An 18,280-nucleotide genomic window follows, 5' to 3' on the forward strand; every position below is an offset into this window, starting at 1 on the left:
GCGATGAAAACTTTATTAACGGTAATGTTGTGTTTATTTTCTTTATCCACAACAGCTCAAAATAACAAATACAATATTTCTTCATTTCAAGAAAAGGGGAGTAGAGCACCAAATACACATTACATCGGTGATGCTTGGTTAAGAGGCATAGTGGAAGCCAACGAAGAGAATGGTTTCAATGTGACAAAAGCCAAATTTAAAGCAAACTCTACCTTGGACTGGCACAAACATTCAACACCACAAGTTCTAATTTATCTTGACGGCGCAGGGTATTACCAAGAACGAGGAAAAGCGCCGATAATCCTTAAAGCGGGAGATGTAATTAAATGTGGGGCAGATACGGAGCATTGGCATTCATCAACCAAATACAGCGATGTTACGTACTTAGCGATATATAGTACCGCCACACCCACTGTTTGGACTGAGGTTCTTAGCCAAGAATATTATGATAACGTAGCTACAATACTTGCACAGTAAATTGGAATATCTGGCAGGTAAAGTTAGTGACTGATAAGTTTCAGAAGCCTCAGAATAAGCAATGTGAATTTTCCTGTCTCATAATAGAAGTGCCATTCGACGTATTTTAAAATGTTAATCAGGTCTCTTTCTGCGCATGGCAGCCTATAAAAAGACGTCCATGCGACCTATCAAAATTTTTGAAGATACTTTTGTAGTAACTTCGAACGGCCGGAATCGGATGGCACAAGCCCGTTAAAGATGATGAAAAAAATCCATTTTTTTTAAAAAACTCGCAATATCTTAACGCCATACTTAGTTTTACAGAAAACAATAATATGCTCATTAATATTTGAGGAGAAACATCCTTTTCTTATCTCGCTTCGATCTTTAACTGTTGGGTGTTCTGCATTACTAGCGAGAGTTTCAAACCTTGTTTCAATATAGTTTAATAAAGATGTATATAGCAATGGCGACTTTGGGATGTTTTTGCCAGTCATTTAAATAGAAAAAACTACAAAGCTCAGCTTAATTTACCATCTTTTGCAAAAAACGGATGTAGGGTACATAGACATATTTATTGGAACTTCCAACCTCAAAATACAAATAGACGTTATTCCTAAGGAGATATTTCCTCAGTAGCTATTTCCTCAGAAGAAAGGGTCACTGCCATCACCCACACACCGATACTAAGCTCTGGTTTGTGCTGCCGCAGAATTTTACAAGCCTCATTAATGGTAGCGCCGGTGGTTATCACGTCATCCACTAGCACGACACGTTTATATGGAAAGTTTCGCCGAACTATAAATGCATCGGCAAGGTTTGATTTACGTTGCTCTTGATTCAATTGAGATTGTTGTTTTGTATGCTTTACTCGTTCCAATAAGTCGGCACAATCACAAGAAAAATAGTCGGCTAGATTTTTAGCGAGTAAACGTGATTGATTGTATTGACGCTTTACATACCTAAAATTGCTTAAAGGAATGGGAACAAATGCTTCAGGTATAACATTGAAGAAAATCAGTCGTTGGGCAAGGTATTGGGTAAATAGTTTTGTGAGAACATCAGCAGCAATGGGTTTATTTGCAAATTTTAACTGATTAATGAGGCCTATCAATATTCCATCGTATGTGCCTAATGCCTGCAGGTTTTCATAGTGAGGACGTAAAAGATGTTCAGAGACCTTTTTATATTCTAATAAATTATGCCCGGGAGACGGAAAGAGGGGTAAAACAGCGTCGCGCATGCAATAATGGCAGACTAGTTCTTGGCTTGTCTGGTGGCATAAATAACACTGTTTATGCCCAACAAGTCTCGCAAGATGTTTTTTGAAGGTGAATAAATCAGTAAGCATATTTTTTGAAATCATAATGACGTCTATTCAGCATAACAAACATAAAAAGCCATTGAGCCTGTCTATGGGGACAGAAAATAAATCAACAACGATACAAACAGTCGAGTTGGTTTTTTTACACGGCTGGGGCATGAACAAAGGTATTTGGTCTCACTTTATTGAACAATGTCGAGAACAGTATTCAAAAAATTATGCCAACTCTCAGGTAAACTTGGTTTTTACTGCTTTCGATTTGCCGGGTTTTGGTGAGCGTGCAAACGACAACATACAAGACAATTCTTTACACGATTTTGCAGAGGCAGTTTATTCTCAGTTATCACAAGCAACAATTGTAATAGGATGGTCTTTTGGTGGTTTAGTTGCCCAGTGCCTGGCTGATGGTTATTTTCCGAAAGTGATTAGTCATGTACAAATTGCAAGTACCCCCAAGTTTGTTGCAACAGCAGATTGGCCTGGTATTAGCGACTCCGTGCTTAACGACTTTCATACTCAGCTAAATAAAGACCAGCGTGCCTTAATCAAGCGATTTATCGCTATACAATGTATGGGCCTTGCAAACGCAAAAGAAACTATAAGGGAATTTACAGAGTTGCTACATCAATACCCATTGAGTAGTCATGATAGTTTAGCCAAAACTCTCGATTTGTTAATTGAATCAGATTTACGGCCCCTAGTAAAAACATCGAATTTACCTTGTTTACGTATATTTGGCCGTTTGGATAGCTTGGTGCCCACTAGAGCAATTAAATTAATATGTGAATGCAATGAACAGAATGAATCAGTCATCATTAAAAAAGCGGCGCATGCCCCTTTTATTAGCCATCCAAAAGAAACAGCATTATTAATTTTTGAGTTTATTATAAAAAAAGTCATTCCTAGCCTAAAGTAAAATGATCGCATGCCGATAACCCGATTACGGATAATAGAGTTTAATTTTTCTTGGTATAAAGATGATCTACGATAAGGTATCGACAAACAGAAGTGCCGCTTTCGAAGCGGGGGTAAATGCTTTGCAAAATGCTCAGATGAGCACTAATGCAGTGGCTAAATCCTTTGCTGAATCTGCTGCGGGTCATCAAGCCAGTAATACCTTAAACAACAACGTTGTCACTTTGAAGTCGGCAGAAATCCAAGCAAAAGCATCTGCCGAGGTTATTTCACGGTCTGATAGCATGCTTGGTTCTATTATCGATATTTTTGTGTAGCAGAGTATTTGAGCCATTATATGAATGTCATTTTGCCTTTTGATGCCCATACAATATTGCCCCAACAAGAGGCAAGAGGTACTGCTGAGGCTAAAATTGATAATAATGCTAAAAATATCATTGAAGGGCCGCAGCAAGCGAGCAGTTCTAAGGCATCTGCAAACAGTTTTGAAAATAAATCTACAAACGACAAAGTAAGCCTTTCCCCAGAGGCATTAAAGCAATCTCAGAGCCAAGAAAAAACTAATTCTACGGAGCTCAGCGAAGACGAAGAAAAACAAGTTCAACAACTAAAAGACCGTGATCGCGAAGTAAGAATACACGAGCAAGCTCACGCTGCCGTTGGTGGTCAATATGCAGGCTCACCTTCGTATACATTTGAAACGGGCCCAGACGGAAAACGTTATGCGGTGGGTGGTGAAGTATCTATTGATGTAGCGGAAGAAGAAAAGCCAGAAGATACTATCCAAAAAATGCAAATCGTAAGAGCTGCTGCATTAGCGCCTGCTGAGCCCAGTACACAAGATTTAAAGGTTGCCGCCGAAGCGTCGCAAAAGGAGATGAAAGCGCGAGCCGAGGTTGGACAAGCACAGATTCAACCTAATAAAACAGAAGCGCCTGCGGAACAAAATACAGCACTGAAAACTCAAAATAGCATCAACCAATATAACAAAGTGTCACAAGATATAGTTAGCCAAACATTTACGGCTTCCGCTTAGCTAATCTCCTTTAAACTCAATAATAAAACAGCCTTTGCGTGCTAGGGCAAATCTAGTCCACTTACTCAACCATTAAAATTAAAATTCGGCGCAGTGATACCTAACCGAATTTGTAAAAGTGCTATAACAGATAGGCTGGATACTTTAGATTGTTTTGCTGTTGTGGCCTGAAACTTACAGGCGGTGTTTAATTAACTTCGACAGTTAGTCTAACCATCGAACCGGGCTTTTACACTTTTCTTTGGCTATTTCGATAAATTGTTTTTCGATCACGTGTCGTTTAACTTTTAGTGTTGGCGTTAATTCACCGTCTTCAGGTGTCCATTCTTTAGTACAAACCATAATATGACTAATTCGAGCGTGGCTTTCTAGACTTTCATTCACTGTATCTAAGGTTTCGCTAAGAGAGAGATTAACCGTTTCTTGATCTTGGGTTTTTGCGTGAGGGCTAAGACTAACCACTAGCACTGGCTGAATTAATGTAGTGCCCATTAAACACATTTGTTCAATATATTCGTTTTGAGCAAAACTTTTTTCAATTGGAACCGGCGCAACATATTTACCTTTTTCCGTTTTAAAAATATCTTTCTTACGACCAGTAATCTTTAGGTAGCCATCGCTATCTAATTCGCCTAAATCACCTGTGTGGACATATCCATCTATAAGTGTTTCGGCGGTTTTTTCGTCGTCTTTGTAGTATCCAAGCATGGTCGAGTCAGTTTTTATAAGAATCTCACCATCTTCAGCAATTTTAACTTCGGTACCTTCAGTGGGAATAGAAATAGTTCCAAATTTAATGGGTCTATCTGGTCTTGGTGTGGAGCCTGCAGCAAGAGTTTCGGTCATGCCCCATGCTTCACCAATGTTGATATCAAGTTTTTTATACCATTCTAAAATACTTTCAGACAAGGGAGCTGATCCGCTCAAGAAAATCCGCGCATCTGCAAACCCAAGTGCTTGTCTAATTTTCTTTTTTACCATGCCACTCAAAATTGGCACTTTAAGCATAAAATCGAGTTTCTTCTGCGGCATATTTTCTAATACGCCTTTTTGGAACAGCGTCCATAGCCTTGGTACAGAACCGAAGATGGTCGGGGAGCAACGGTTTAGGTCGGCTTTGAATGTTGTGAGCTCTTCTACAAAATAGATTTGGTTTCCATAATTGAGGAAACAGGATTCAACATAGGCTCGCTCGGTACAATGCGCAAGTGGTAGATACGACAAGCTTCTATCATCACTGCTTAAACTAGTTCGTTTGCCTAAATGCATGCCGCAATTGACGAAATTTTGATAAGAATGCAAAGCGCCTTTGGGCTGACCGGTGCTACCAGAGGTATACAAAATGGTCATTACATCATCTGGCCCCACTGACGTGTTTAAGTCAACAGGTTCGGTTTTTAATGCATCTTCCCATGTGGTGTCGACTTCCATGGTTGTATAGCCCATATCAATTCGTAATACACCTTCGACCATGCCGCCAATTTGTGAGGCATAATCATCGAGTTTACCAATAAAAATGGCTTTGCATTCACTATGTTCTAATACATATTTTATAGTATCGCTGTTTGCAGTTGGGTAAATGGGTACACTGATATAACCCCCTAAAATTAAAGCAAGATCGGCAATAAACCACTCGGCAGTATTTTTAGATAAAATCGCAATTTTGTCTCCCTGAACATACCCTTTAGAACGCAGAAAGCTAGCAATCTTTTCGGCTTGGGATTTGATATCCGACCATGTATAGGTGCGGACTTCGCCATTAATGGGTTGAAATAAGACTTCTCGGTCTGCACTTTTTTCAAGCCAATAATTAAGTTTATCGTTTGGCATTTGTATGTGGGTTGCGCTCATATTTTTGGCTCCAATGCTCTTTTTATTATTAAGGTTTACTACGAATTTTAGTCCGAATAAGTATTTACTCATTCATTTATATGGTAACAGAACCAAATATTAGTACAAAACATAGTAATGACTAATATTACTACCTTTAGTGGTGTAATTTATAATAGAACAAGAGAACCAATTTGTGTTATTACGCTGGAATTTATTTGCCAATATAAATGAGGTGGACTTATTCGTGGGTAGAAGGCTAGAGCCGGTTATATTGTCGATTGCGCGCCGTTAAGGTTTGCATGTGGATTGGGGGTTTGGAGGCCCCTTCTTTCGAAGGGGTGACGGGCGATTCGAAGGGGTGACGGGCGATTCGAAGGGGTGACGGGCGATTCGAAGGGGTGACCTATTATTTTTTGGCTTTTGCAAAAGCGGCGGCAAAGGCGTTGCCCATAGCAGCATTGCTATTGTCGGGTTTGATTTTTGCTGCATGCGTATTATTTTGCTGGCGAGCATGTTTCGGTTTTTGATGAGGTGTTTTTTGCGAAGTAGAGCGATTTTTTGCTGGTACAGTTGCAGCGTCCTCATCTAAACGCATGGTCAGAGAAATACGCTTCCTTTTTACATCAACTTCCATTACTTTTACTTTCACTACATCGCCTGTTTTAACCACTTCACGCGGGTCTTTGATAAACTTATTCGTCAAAGCCGAAATATGCACTAAGCCATCTTGATGCACACCAATATCAACAAAAGCACCAAAATTAGCCACATTACTCACAACGCCTTCGAGCACCAAACCAGGCTTTAAGTCGTCCATGCTAGAAACTGATTCGTTAAACTTAGCGGTTTTGAATTCGGGACGCGGATCGCGGCCAGGCTTTTCTAGTTCTTTAAGAATATCTGTTACCGTAGGCAAACCAAACTTATCGCTAACTAGGTCTTGCGGTTTAACTTGTTGTAAGTGTGCTTTGTTGCCAATAACATCATTTACCGCCACACCAACTTTTTGCACGATGGTTTCAACGACTTCATAGGCCTCAGGGTGGACGGCTGACCTGTCGATTGGATTATCGCCATTCATTATGCGCAGAAAACCAGCAGCCTGTTCAAAGGCTTTAGGCCCTAGGCGTTCAACTTTTTTCAATGCTTTTCGGTTTGAAAATGCACCCTCAGCGTCTCTGTATTGCACAATATTGTTGGCTAAGGTTTTATTTAGCCCCGACACATAAGATAGTAATGCAGGTGAGGCGGTATTCAAATCTACGCCAACCGCGTTTACGCAATCTTCAATAACATTGTCGAGCGATAGAGCCAATTGGCTCTGATTAACGTCGTGTTGATACTGACCTACGCCAATTGCTTTGGCTTCAATTTTGACAAGTTCTGCTAATGGATCTTGTAAACGCCGACCAATCGACACGGCACCTCGCAAAGAGACGTCCATATTTGGTAGCTCATTAGAGGCTAATTCAGAAGCCGAATAAACCGATGCACCGGCTTCGCTCACGATCAGTTTTTGTAAGCCTAAGTCACTATTCGCTTTCATCATTTCGGCTACTAATTTGTCTGTTTCACGCGAACCTGTGCCATTACCAATACTGATCAATTGCACTTTATGTTGTTTGCATAAATTAGCTAAAGTACGCAGTGATTTGTCCCACGCATTTTGTGGAACATGCGGGAATATGGTTGTTGTGGCTAATACCTTTCCGGTTTCGTCTAATACCGCTACTTTCACGCCTGTGCGCAAACCCGGGTCTAAACCTAAGGTTACTTTGGGCCCAGCAGGTGCGGCCATTAATAAATCTTTTAAATTTTTAGCAAAAACATCAATAGCTTCGGTTTCAGCTTGTTCTCGCAACTTCGCAAACAATTCTGTTTCTAAATGTTGTTTTATTTTTACGCGCCATGTCCATTGTACAACTGTATGTAACCATGCGTCGCGAGCACTTGTAGCCAGTTGAAGGCCTAATGCTTGTTTTATTAAACGTTCGCATACTTCGCCCTTCGCCTCTGCGTTGGCAGGTTCAGGATCAATACTAACTTGCAGTATGCCCTCGTTGCGCCCTCTAAATACGGCTAAAGCTCTATGCGATGGGATGCTTGAAAACTTTTCAGAGTATGCGAAATAGTCAGTAAATTTTTCACCTTGTTTTTCCATACCTTTTATAACTTCACAGACTACATGAGCTTGCCCGAGCAAATGTTTTCTAACGGCTTGCAGTACACTCGCGTTTTCAGCAAAACGCTCCATTAGAATAAATTTGGCTCCATCTAAGGCTGCTTTCGTGTCATCTATCGCTTTATCTTTATGAACGAAACTAGCTGCTAGGGCATCAGGGTTAGCATTTAAATCTTCCAATAATTGCTCGGCTAAGGGCAATAAACCGGCTTCTATGGCAATTTGCCCTTTGGTGCGTCGTCTTGGTTTGTAGGGTAAATATAAGTCTTCGAGTTCAGTTTTATTGTCGGCGGCTAGGAGTTTTTGCTCAAGCTCGGCGCTTAGTTTATCTTGTTCCTTAACTGACTTTATGATCACTTGTCGACGGTCGTTTAACTCGCGTAAATAGGTTAAGCGCTGTGACAATATCCGTAATTGATTGTCGTCTAAGCCCTGGGTGACTTCTTTTCTATAACGCGCGATAAATGGTACGGTTGCACCTTCGTCCAAGAGTTTTACGGCTGCTTCTACTTGAGCATTTTTTGCGCCTAACTCTGTGGCAATGGTATTTATAATCATATTTGTTGTGTTCCGATATCTAATTTTTTACTACTGTATAGTCTATGGAGAGGATTTCCCATTCTATGGATCCCGCGGGTGTTTTTACTTCGGTAACGTCCCCGACCTTCTTCTTTAATAAGGCTCTTGCCATTGGACTGTCGATAGAAATAGCATTTTTGCGGCCAAAAATTTCATCATAGCCTACTATTTGAAACTGTTTTTTTTCGCCAAATTCATTTTCAACACAGACACTGGCACCAAAAAATACAAATCCTTCTTGTTGCTGAGAGTATTCCACAATTTTGCAATTTTCGAGTGACTTGCGAATATAGCGTACACGTCTGTCTATTTCACGAAGGCGTTTTTTATTATATTGATAATCTGCATTTTCACTACGATCACCCAAGCTAGCGGCCCAAGTGACTTTTCTAGTTGTTTCAGGTCTATCGACACGCCATAAGTGGTCTAGTTCTTCTCTAAGACGGGTCGCACCTTTTACAGTTAAAAGCGGTGTTCTCATACAATAAGCTTAATACAAAACGACAAAATGCCAGCCAACATGGCTAGCATTTTTAACAGTGTATTTTTGCAATGTTTATTCTGCAGGAGTCGCCGGTGTAACTTCAAGTAGCTCAACATCAAATATTAGCGCAGAATGTGCAGGTATTTTGCCTGCAGCACGTGATCCATATCCTAATTCGCTAGGGATAAAGAAACGATACTTGGCACCTACTTGCATAAGCTGTAAGCCTTCTGTCCACCCGCTAATAACTCGGTTTAGAGGGAAACTAGCAGGGGTTCCACGTTCTATTGACGAATCAAATACCGTGCCGTCAGTCAATGTTCCTTCATAGTGCACACTCACCGTGTCGGCTGCTGCAGGGCTTGCGCCATTACCTTCTTGAATTACCATATATTGTAAGCCTGATTCGGTAGTGACTACGCCTTCTTTGTCTTTATTTGCTGCTAAAAACGCCTCTCCATCGGCTTTCGATGTTGCCGAAGCAGCTGCAAGTTTTGCTTCTTGTGCCGCTCTGAATTTTTGGTCAGCCGCTATGTTTAAGTTTTTAATTTCTTCTTCGCTAAACGCTGATGTACCGGCAAGAATGTCGGTAAAACCTGCTTCCAGCGCAGTATAGTCGACTTCTATCCCTGCTTCTTCGGCTTGTTCAAATCGATCCTTAGCAAAGTTTGCCATAGCAGCACCCATTGCATATGAGTTTTGCTGCGCTTCAGTGGCATATTCACTTTGAGTTGCAGGCGTTTCAGCTTGCGCTTCTTTTTCTGTTTTATCATCGCTGCCACAAGCGCTAACCAATAAAGTTGCGCCAATAACTAGGGCTAGTGAAGCCTTTTTCATGTACTGTCTCCTAAACATCTTTCAGCTTAAATAGTGTTTTTAATATATCATCGTTTATACTTGCGCTATGTTAATGCCCTTAACCATAAAGTGAAAGCCTTGACGCATAATACTTGCAAATTATTTTACCAGTTTGGCTGTCTTATTATATCAGTCTTAATGCTGAGTGCATGCTCAATACCCGAATCTACCCCAATTAGTCGCGAAAATTTATCGGAAGATGGAGCTTATGCTGCTGATATACATGCAGAAAAACAACTAGCGGTTGTTTCACAAGTGAGTGGAGCAATTAAAGTTTACGATTTAATCAGCCGTGAAATACTTTATTCTTGGCGACACCAGGGTGAGGGACTCAATCTTGTTGATAATGTAAAATTTTCAAGAGATGGCGATTATGTCATCACTTCTGACAATGAAGCTTTTGCACTTTGGGAAATCGCAACGGGCGAGCCAGTGGGATTTTGGCGAGTTGAAGAATCCACAATCCGTGATATTGCTGTTGCTAACAATGGCCGTGCGGTGCTGATAGGGAAAGCAGATGGCAGTGTTATGTTTTTTGAACCCAGCACTGAACGTCGTTTAGAGTTTCTGGCGCATACAGAAAAAATAAATACGGTTGATTTGTCGGCAAATGGCAAATACGCCCTGACTGGCGGCAACGATTACAAAGCGTATTTATGGGATACCGACAGCGCGCAAATTATACATGTGTTTGATCACCCACATCGAGTTTCTAAAGTGTTGATTGATCAAAATGCTAAGTACTTGTTTACCTCCGATACGCAAGACAAAGCGCAAATTTGGGATGCACAAAGCGGTGACGAAGTATCACGCTTACACTTTATAGAGCGCCAACTGATATTCACCAGTGCTAGTTTTTCAAAAGACAGTAATTATTTATTAACTGGAGGGCCTTCTAAGAAAATGAGCTTATGGGATACGCAAAGTGGTAAACTCTTGCAAAAATGGCGAGTTGCTGCGAGTGATGGCCCCGGCCCGCAATCAGCGGTAGTATATGCGGTTAATTTTGTTGATGATGAGGCGGTGTCTGTCTCAAGTAGTGGAAATATAGAAAAGTGGGAGTTAAAGGAGTGAGTCAGGACGTATCTCAGGCGCAAGTCAATGCTTTGAACGACATTATTGAATCTTTAGAGGTAAAAGTGGCGTACCAGGAAGATACCATAGAGTCTTTGAATAAGGTGATTATAAGCCAGTCTGAAAAAGTGTTGTCGCTTGAGGCCAAAGTGGCTGCGATTATAGAAAAGCTAAATGCTTTATCACCGTCAGAGCAAGCGGATCCTAATCAAACTGAATTACCACCGCATTATTGAGTCTGCGCAATTGATGGAAATAAATATGTCTTTTTTATCCGGTATCGGACTTGGTTTAAGTCTAATTGTGGCTATTGGTGCACAGAATATCTGGGTGTTAAGTCAAAGTATGGCAGGCGCTAATAGGCTAATTGTTGCGGGCACCTGTATGTTATGTGATGTGTTTTTAATTGTAATTGGTGTATTTGCAGCACAACGAATTAATGCAGCGATACCAAGTATTGAACCATTTTTAAAATGGGGCGGTATTTTATTGTTGTCTTACTTAGCAATAGGTGCATTCAAAAGAGCATGGGATGGAAGTTCAGGTTTGCATGCGTCGGGTGCCACAAAGCAAGCATGGCAAAAGACATTCTTAACCGCCCTAGCAATCAGTTTATTGAATCCACATGTCTATTTAGACACCGTCATCTTGTTAGGAAATATTGGCGCGATGCAAGCAGAGCCCAAATGGTTTGCAGCGGGGGCTTGTGTCGGATCAGTCCTTTGGTTTAGTTGTTTATCTTTTTTTGCGCCAAAACTAAATATTATGCTGACTTCTGTTGCTCGCTGGCGAGCATTTGATACCGTGATTGGTCTTATTTTAGCGTTCGTAGCCATACAGCTATATTTTATCGCTTAGGTTCACTAACAATTGTAAAAGCAACCTTATGCTTTTACGAGCAGACGCGTGTTGTTTGCTTGCGATAGTTTTAGGGAAATTTTTTATTGGCTTGCGTAATATTACCCTTCATTATTGATTAAGAGCTCACCGGAAAATCAAAAAATCATGTCGTTTTTTAGTGTCAGCATATTTTACATTATCAATAAAAATATTTTCACTCTAGATATAACTCATTATATGTAAACAATATTTTCCATTGGCATAGATTATGCTTATCGCCTCTACAGGGGGAAGTTTCATCATCTAATTATGAAAATACATTAAAGGAAGAACAATGTTTAGAAGTATTAAAGTTTTAACAATAGCGAGCGTATTGCTTGCCAGTGCATTCTCAAATGCCGGAATGATATACGATGTATCAAGCACACCAACGGTAAATTGTGGTAGCGCCCCCCACGGCTTATGGACTAATAGATACAATAACGCGGGTTGTGGTGAATATTTTGATTTCCAAGACGGGTCAACCTTAACCGTTGATAATACTCAGGCAATATTAAGCGCTACTGCGTTGAATAGCGGCGGTTTGCTTGCAACCATCGAAATCACCTTTGGCGGCTTTGCTGACAATTACGCCCATTACAAAAATGGTGGTACGCCCGATTATAATGGCGGTGGCAATGGTATTGATTGGGATTTTTACACGCGAGTCACTCAAGGGACTATTTCGTTTTCAAATGGCGATATGTTCAATATTCTCTTAGTTGGCGCTGATCCACTTAACCCAACAGATCCAACTGGCAAGCCAGTTTTGCAAGTGGGTGATGGGGCTAACGATAAATCTTCTGGTTTTGGCGCTTCAGCTTGGCTAGATATTTATAACACAAACGGGTCACCTGCTTATTTAGGCGGTCAACACTGGGATTTAAATATGTCATTGTCTGGCGGCACTGGCACTGTAACAGCTTCTTCACCTTCAATACTTGTCTTGTTAGGTTTAGGCATAGTAGGTTTAGGGTTTGCTCACAGACGTAAGTAAACATTAATAGGTTAATGTAAGGCTCGTACGGTATACGAGCCTTTTTTTTGTAAAAATTACTTAAGCTTGTTTCTACTACTTTGGTACTAAGGTTTCAAAGCGCAAACCAGCAGCAGTTCTGTTTTTGAAACCCTGCCAATAAGTATGATTTGGAGTAGTTTCTCCATTTGAGTTTTTCGACCAAACCCCATCTTTGGATTCAGGTGTTAGTGCTAAGTATGCTTTAGCGCCTTCATCTCCCTTTAAATAGACTGCTAACCATGCGCTTACAAAATGTTGCGATATATTGTTCATGCGAGCACTGTCCCAAACGGGGTCGGTGTAATGGTCGCTAATATAAATCCCTAAATCATTATCATACACGTAAGACTCTTCAGGGGCTGGCATAGGAGCACCGGCACTATGGTTAGCATTTTCAAAGGTTAACAGTGCACGTGTGCTTGAAGTCATTTGTTCCCATATTGCGCGTATACCATTTTCATAGCCAGACACGTCGTCCAGCGAACCACCAATAATTAGCGAGGGTAAGCTAACCTTTGCCAATGAACTATCTTCCCAAACCTGATGATTTTTACCCCATGGCGCAAATGTAATTATGGTTTTAATTCTGGTGTCTGGGCGCTGAGCTTGCTTAGGACTAGACTCAGTAAAAATCGAAAGTAGCTTTTGTGGAGGCGCAATTGGAGATGACACTAACGCAGGGTTAACGCTTGCTCCTGCTGTTATCAAAGCGCCATAACCTCCCATAGAGTAGCCAACAACAGCAACATTATTTGTATCAATTTTGTTATGTAAGAAAGAGTTAGCATTGCTTGACTCATTCGCTAAAAAATTTAATGTTGCTTCTTGATCAAGGCTTCTATTTAGCAGGGTAGAAGCGAAATGAGCGCGAGGATTTCCCTTATCCGACATTTGATTTTGTGGTAAAACATGACGGTAGGTAGAATCAGTATGGTCAATAGAAGCTACCACAAAGCCTTTTGAGGCAATATTTTCTGCTAAGTGGGCCATTAGAAACCGATTACCCGGATAGCCATGAGAGATAATAACTAACGGAAATGCTACTTCTGTGCTAAGACTTTCGGCATCTCGTATTGCTTTCCCATGCAAGTTGATAACTTTTTTTCCATCGCGCATATAGACTTTCAGTATCGTATCGCCTTTTGCAGTTTCAGCCGCTGGATACCAAAGTTCAATGGTTAAAGGGCGATCGTATGTTGGTAGGGTATTGTTATTTGTATCTATATTTAAGACATCAATTTGGTTCGGATTAATAAAGTGAAGTGTTTTTACGCCTATTTTGTGCTCGCCATAGGCGGCTAATTCTGGCGCATCAGGGCGAATGAAATCAATGTGGTTGTTGGCATGAACAAAACTACTTATAAGCAATAATGAACTTTGAATAGAAATAATAAGTGCTCTAATGCAAAAATAAGTATTCATTTGGTATCCTAAATGCACTTGTCAAAGGCTATCAATTGACAATACATGGAACATAATTTATTGTAAGTCTTATATAAGACATAATATTAAAGAAACAGAGTAACAAAATGACCCAACAATACAAGACAATTCCGGCCGTAGGCTTTGGTTTATGGAAAATTGACAAAGCAGTATGTGCTGATGCGGTATACAATGCTATCAAGGTTGGTTACCGACATTTAGACAGCGCGTGTGATTACGGAAACGAGGTTGAGGTAGGAAATGGCATAAAGCGCGCAATAGATGACGGGCTATGTACGCGTGAAGAATTATGGGTGACCTCAAAGCTTTGGAATACCTATCATGCTAAAGAACATGTTGAACTTGCCTTACAAAAAACCTTAAACGATTTGCAGCTCGATTATGTTGACCTCTATCTTATTCATTTCCCTATTGCACAAAAATTTGTACCTTTTGAAGAACGTTACCCTCCAGAATGGTTATTTGATCCGAGCGGCGCTGCGCCCAGATTAGAAAGGGCGCAAGTACCCTTAAGTGAAACATGGCAGGCGATGGAAGCGCTTTATCATAAAGGCTTGAGTAAACAGATTGGTATATGCAACTACAATACAGGCTTGCTTCACGATTTAATGTCATACGCAAAGGTAAAACCGAGTATGCTACAAATTGAAAGCCATCCATATTTGACCCAGCAAAAGCTAATTAGATTAGCGAAAGACTATGGCTTGCAGGTAACGGCGTTTTCGCCATTAGGAGCGCTTTCATACCTGGAATTGGATATGGCAGGTGCGAACGAATCAGTGCTTGAACAAAGTGTTGTTGTAGCTGCCGCTGATCGCTTGGGCAAAACACCCGCGCAAATTGTCTTGAGATGGGGCATTCAACGTGGCAATGCGATTATTCCAAAAACCACTAAGCCAGAGCGCTTAAAAGAGAATCTTGATATTGCGGATTTTGTTTTGAGTGATGACGAAATGTCAGCTATTGACGCTTTAAATATCAATCGACGATTTAATGATCCGGGCGACTTTTGCGAAGCCGCATTTAATACTTTTAACCCGATATATGATTAGGAATTAATATGAGCAATTCGGCCCTAAAGTTTGTTGAAGTCGCACATCAGTTAGATTGTGGAGATTCTGTATTTCCGGCGGTTATTTGTAACGAGCAACAGCTAAGTACCCTAGAACAATGTGAACAGTGGATACGAGAAAATAAACAGCAATTAGAAGATAAACTCAAAGAGTCAGGTGCTATTTTATTTAGAGGTTTTCCGTTAAATTCCGCTGAGACATTTGACCAGTTTTCGAACGCGTTTGATTACCCTAATTTTACCTATAAAGAATCGTTGTCAAATGCGGTGCGAATCAACTTCACTAAACGTGTGTTTACCGCAAACGAAGCGCCTAAAGATGTAGAAATATATTTACATCACGAAATGGCACAAACGCCAATATCACCTTCTAAAATATTTTTCTTTTGTAAAAGTAGTGCCGATGAGGGTGGCGCTACCCCTTTATGTCGCTCTGACAAATTATTTGAAGCCTTGCAAGAGAGGTCACCAGCCTTAGCCGCTGATTTTGAAAATAAAGGTTTAAAATATACGACACAAATGCCTTTGTTAGATGATCATGACAGCGGGCAGGGTCGCAGTTGGAAAAGCACCCTAAGTGTTGAAACAAAAATGCAAGCAGAATCCAAATTGCTTGAACTGGGTTATTCTTGGGAGTGGAAAGACGATGATAGCTTGCGTGCAACAACGCCATGTTTACCGGCCGTCGTTAAGTTAAGCAATCAGAAAAAGGTATTTTATAATCAATTAATCGCAGCTTATATGGGTTGGAAAGGCGTTAAAGAAGATCCTTCAAGTGCGATTACTTTTGGTGATGGCTCTCATATACCTGCAAGTGGTCTTGAGATGGTGGCTTCTTTGGCCGCGCAGTTTACCTTCGATTTACCATGGCAAGATGGCGATTTAGCATTAGTCGACAATTATATGACAATGCATGGTCGTAAACCTTTTGCTGGAGAACGTAAACGACAAGTGCTTGTTGCTCTGGCGATGGACTAAATGTTGCTAACACAAGCTAAAAGTATGTTGCCAGGCATAGCAATGTCTGTTGTTGTAGGATTGGCGGCATTATTTTTGAGCGAGCACTATGGTGCACCTGCGATGCTTTTTGCCCTACTTTTAGGGATTGCTATGTCGTTCATTTATAACGATCCAAAATGTAAATTGGGTATCGACTTTACAGCGTGTCATATACTTCGTATTGGCGTTGCTTTATTAGGTTTACGCATTGCTTTTAACGACCTTATTACCATGGGTTGGAAGACAGGTATTTTACTTGTTGTAGCGATTGCCTCGACCATATTTGTAGGTATTGGCTTAGCGAAAGTATTAGGTTTAACAAAACGTTTTGGCGTATTGACGGGGGGCTCTGTTGGCATATGTGGAGCATCAGCGGCAATGGCTATTTCAGCAGTTTTGCCAGACGGAAAAGACAAAGACCGAGATACACTCTTAACGATTATTGGCGTGACGAGCCTTTCGACGATAGCCATGGTGTTATACCCGATTTTGGCTACAACACTTGGATTAGACGAAAGGCAAATAAGTCTTTTTTTAGGTGCAACCATTCACGATGTAGCACAAGTAGTGGGTGCGGGATATTCGGTATCTGAGCAAGCAGGTGATTTGGCGACCCTAACAAAACTAGTGAGAGTGGCCTTATTGATGCCGGTGGTACTGTGCATTTTATTGGTATTACGACTCAATTTTGATACTACAAAAGACTCCAAACCACCAGGTATACCTGGCTTTCTTATAGCCTTTATCTGCCTAATGACTCTCAACAGTCTGATTGATATTCCGCAACAAGTTACGCAGTATGCGACTGATATTTCACGTTTTGCTTTGGTCATTGCTATTGCTGCAATCGGTATGAAATCAAACTTTGCTCAAATTACCGAAGTAGGCGTAAAACCTATTATCATTTTAGTGCTAGAAACTTTGTGGATTGCTGCCTTGGTATTAGCGTTTATTAAATTCATGTGAAACAAAACACGCTAAAATGATTGTTTGAAGCATAAATACCTTGTAATCGAGCGATTTTGTCGTTTATTCCTGTCCTAAACCACTAGCATCACTTCGACGGATTTTTATATCAGGCATTTCAGCGGAGACTTGGTTTTTTCCGTTTCGTTTTGAGTAGTACATCGCTTGGTCTGCTCGTTCAGTCCATTCATGCAGTTTTTCCGTAGCCTTAAGCACGGCAACACCCATTGAAACAGTATACTTAGGTAGCTTATCGTCGGAGTCGATATCAATGGCTGATTTGACTCGCTCTCCTAAGCTAATGGCGGACTCGAGCTCAGTATTATTCATCATAATGGCGAACTCTTCACCACCTAGTCGAAAAACTGCGGCGTCTTTCGGTAAAATGCTATTTATTATTTGACTAAACTGTTGCAGGACTTTGTCGCCAATCACATGGCCAAAACTGTCGTTAAGTTTCTTAAAATCATCTATATCAATAATAATCAGCGCGTTTGATACATTGCCGCTGAAATCTGCAATTACTCTATCTGCTTCTAGTTCAAATTCGCGTCTATTTTTTATGCCTGTTAGCGGGTCAATGCTCGCTAATTCATTTAGTGATCTATTTTCTGATGAAAGCTCACTAGAAAATACATTGATAAACCCTGCGCTTCCAAAAAGCGCAAAATAAATGGTTAGTCCTTCCATCGCTGGAACAGATGAAATGACGGTTGGTGCAATGCAGATACAAATGAACAATAGATACATAAATGCATATTTAGCCTTCACTAAAAGAAACGCTGTTAATATGGTTGGATAAATCCAATATATGACTTCCATGCCACCAAACATTACCGACATTGAGACGCCGACACAGACGATGGTACACATGTAATATTTAAGGAATGAGATAAAGCGATCGCGAAGGGTGTTATAAAAAATGAAGGCGGCATTACTCAATATAAAGCTGTCGACAAAGACCATCGTCCAGTTTTGCTCAACAAAACGAATAATAGTGGGCGGCGTGACGAATACAAACAACAAAAAGCTGAGTGCAAGTAAAACCCGCTCAGAAATTGTTTTATCTTTAATTTTGCTTAATAAACTGGTCACCAAACAACCAAAATAGTTTTCATCTACATTTAGTTATATCGGCTTATACCTAAAATACTTAATC

The 18,280-nt window shown here is 40.6% G+C and carries 18 protein-coding genes; 11 read left to right on the forward strand and 7 right to left on the reverse strand.

Features of this window, described 5'->3' with window-relative positions; all coding sequences use genetic code 11:
• Window positions 1-3: 3 nt before the first annotated feature.
• Complete coding sequence (locus RM552_RS09860) at window positions 4-477, forward strand: cupin domain-containing protein (protein ID WP_311368663.1); 474 nt, start codon at window positions 4-6, stop codon at window positions 475-477.
• Window positions 478-1,075: 598 nt separating this feature from the next.
• Here the strand turns inward: RM552_RS09860 and RM552_RS09865 are convergent.
• Window positions 1,076-1,825 (reverse strand): ComF family protein, encoded by a 750-nt coding sequence (locus RM552_RS09865; protein WP_311368664.1) that lies wholly within the window; start codon window positions 1,823-1,825, stop codon window positions 1,076-1,078.
• 1 nt (window position 1,826) lies between these two features.
• Between RM552_RS09865 and RM552_RS09870 the strand changes: the two genes are divergently transcribed.
• From RM552_RS09870 to RM552_RS09880, 3 genes are all read left to right on the forward strand, one after another.
• Window positions 1,827-2,699: an alpha/beta fold hydrolase gene (locus RM552_RS09870; protein ID WP_311368665.1), complete on the forward strand. Its 873-nt coding sequence runs from the start codon at window positions 1,827-1,829 to the stop codon at window positions 2,697-2,699.
• Window positions 2,700-2,760: 61 nt separating this feature from the next.
• Window positions 2,761-3,015 (forward strand): hypothetical protein, encoded by a 255-nt coding sequence (locus RM552_RS09875; protein WP_311368666.1) that lies wholly within the window; start codon window positions 2,761-2,763, stop codon window positions 3,013-3,015.
• 20 nt (window positions 3,016-3,035) lie between these two features.
• The gene (locus RM552_RS09880) at window positions 3,036-3,734 is read left to right on the forward strand and encodes a putative metalloprotease CJM1_0395 family protein (RefSeq protein WP_311368667.1); all 699 of its coding nucleotides are present in this window, start codon (window positions 3,036-3,038) and stop codon (window positions 3,732-3,734) included.
• Between the two features lie 204 nt (window positions 3,735-3,938).
• Here the strand turns inward: RM552_RS09880 and RM552_RS09885 are convergent, their stop codons facing one another.
• The 4 genes from RM552_RS09885 to bamJ all read right to left on the reverse strand — a co-directional run bounded on the left by RM552_RS09885 (window position 3,939) and on the right by bamJ (window position 9,649).
• Window positions 3,939-5,585 (reverse strand): AMP-binding protein, encoded by a 1,647-nt coding sequence (locus RM552_RS09885; RefSeq protein WP_311368668.1) that lies wholly within the window; start codon window positions 5,583-5,585, stop codon window positions 3,939-3,941.
• Between the two features lie 388 nt (window positions 5,586-5,973).
• Window positions 5,974-8,307, reverse strand: a complete 2,334-nt coding sequence (locus RM552_RS09890) for a Tex family protein (RefSeq protein ID WP_311368669.1) — start codon at window positions 8,305-8,307, stop codon at window positions 5,974-5,976.
• 19 nt (window positions 8,308-8,326) lie between these two features.
• Complete coding sequence (gene greB, locus RM552_RS09895) at window positions 8,327-8,809, reverse strand: transcription elongation factor GreB (RefSeq protein ID WP_311368670.1); 483 nt, start codon at window positions 8,807-8,809, stop codon at window positions 8,327-8,329.
• Between the two features lie 75 nt (window positions 8,810-8,884).
• Entirely contained in the window at window positions 8,885-9,649 is a 765-nt protein-coding gene (bamJ, locus tag RM552_RS09900) for a BamJ family beta-barrel-assembly machinery protein (protein ID WP_311368671.1), read from the reverse strand.
• A gap of 159 nt (window positions 9,650-9,808) precedes the next feature.
• On the opposite strand from bamJ, the gene RM552_RS09905 reads away from it, so the two are divergent.
• The 4 genes from RM552_RS09905 to RM552_RS09920 all read left to right on the forward strand — a co-directional run bounded on the left by RM552_RS09905 (window position 9,809) and on the right by RM552_RS09920 (window position 12,620).
• Window positions 9,809-10,744, forward strand: coding sequence for a WD40 repeat domain-containing protein (locus RM552_RS09905; protein ID WP_311368672.1), 936 nt, complete (start codon window positions 9,809-9,811; stop codon window positions 10,742-10,744).
• Window positions 10,741-10,980 carry a SlyX family protein gene (locus RM552_RS09910; protein ID WP_311368673.1) on the forward strand — a complete coding sequence of 80 codons (240 nt, stop codon included), beginning with the start codon at window positions 10,741-10,743 and terminating at the stop codon, window positions 10,978-10,980. The genes RM552_RS09905 and RM552_RS09910 overlap by 4 nt, the downstream gene beginning before the upstream one ends.
• A 25-nt stretch (window positions 10,981-11,005) precedes the next feature.
• Complete coding sequence (locus RM552_RS09915) at window positions 11,006-11,602, forward strand: LysE/ArgO family amino acid transporter (RefSeq protein ID WP_311368674.1); 597 nt, start codon at window positions 11,006-11,008, stop codon at window positions 11,600-11,602.
• A gap of 316 nt (window positions 11,603-11,918) precedes the next feature.
• Window positions 11,919-12,620: an SP85-like N-terminal domain-containing protein gene (locus tag RM552_RS09920; RefSeq protein ID WP_311368675.1), complete on the forward strand. Its 702-nt coding sequence runs from the start codon at window positions 11,919-11,921 to the stop codon at window positions 12,618-12,620.
• A gap of 75 nt (window positions 12,621-12,695) precedes the next feature.
• Here the strand turns inward: RM552_RS09920 and RM552_RS09925 are convergent, their stop codons facing one another.
• Window positions 12,696-14,063 (reverse strand): alpha/beta hydrolase family protein, encoded by a 1,368-nt coding sequence (locus RM552_RS09925; protein ID WP_311368676.1) that lies wholly within the window; start codon window positions 14,061-14,063, stop codon window positions 12,696-12,698.
• Window positions 14,064-14,170: 107 nt separating this feature from the next.
• Here RM552_RS09925 and RM552_RS09930 point away from each other — a divergent pair, with 107 nt between their 5' ends.
• The 3 genes from RM552_RS09930 to RM552_RS09940 are packed head-to-tail and all read left to right on the forward strand — an operon-like array spanning window position 14,171 to window position 17,121.
• Window positions 14,171-15,136 carry an aldo/keto reductase gene (locus RM552_RS09930; RefSeq protein ID WP_311368677.1) on the forward strand — a complete coding sequence of 322 codons (966 nt, stop codon included), beginning with the start codon at window positions 14,171-14,173 and terminating at the stop codon, window positions 15,134-15,136.
• A gap of 8 nt (window positions 15,137-15,144) precedes the next feature.
• Complete coding sequence (locus tag RM552_RS09935) at window positions 15,145-16,134, forward strand: TauD/TfdA family dioxygenase (RefSeq protein WP_311368678.1); 990 nt, start codon at window positions 15,145-15,147, stop codon at window positions 16,132-16,134.
• Complete coding sequence (locus RM552_RS09940) at window positions 16,135-17,121, forward strand: YeiH family protein (protein ID WP_311368679.1); 987 nt, start codon at window positions 16,135-16,137, stop codon at window positions 17,119-17,121.
• Between the two features lie 63 nt (window positions 17,122-17,184).
• Here RM552_RS09940 and RM552_RS09945 read toward each other — a convergent pair whose 3' ends face one another.
• Window positions 17,185-18,216 (reverse strand): GGDEF domain-containing protein, encoded by a 1,032-nt coding sequence (locus tag RM552_RS09945; RefSeq protein WP_311368680.1) that lies wholly within the window; start codon window positions 18,214-18,216, stop codon window positions 17,185-17,187.
• Window positions 18,217-18,280 lie beyond the last annotated feature (64 nt).

Source organism: Glaciecola petra (genome assembly GCF_031846345.1).
In the GTDB taxonomy this organism is placed as follows: domain Bacteria; phylum Pseudomonadota; class Gammaproteobacteria; order Enterobacterales; family Alteromonadaceae; genus Glaciecola; species Glaciecola petra.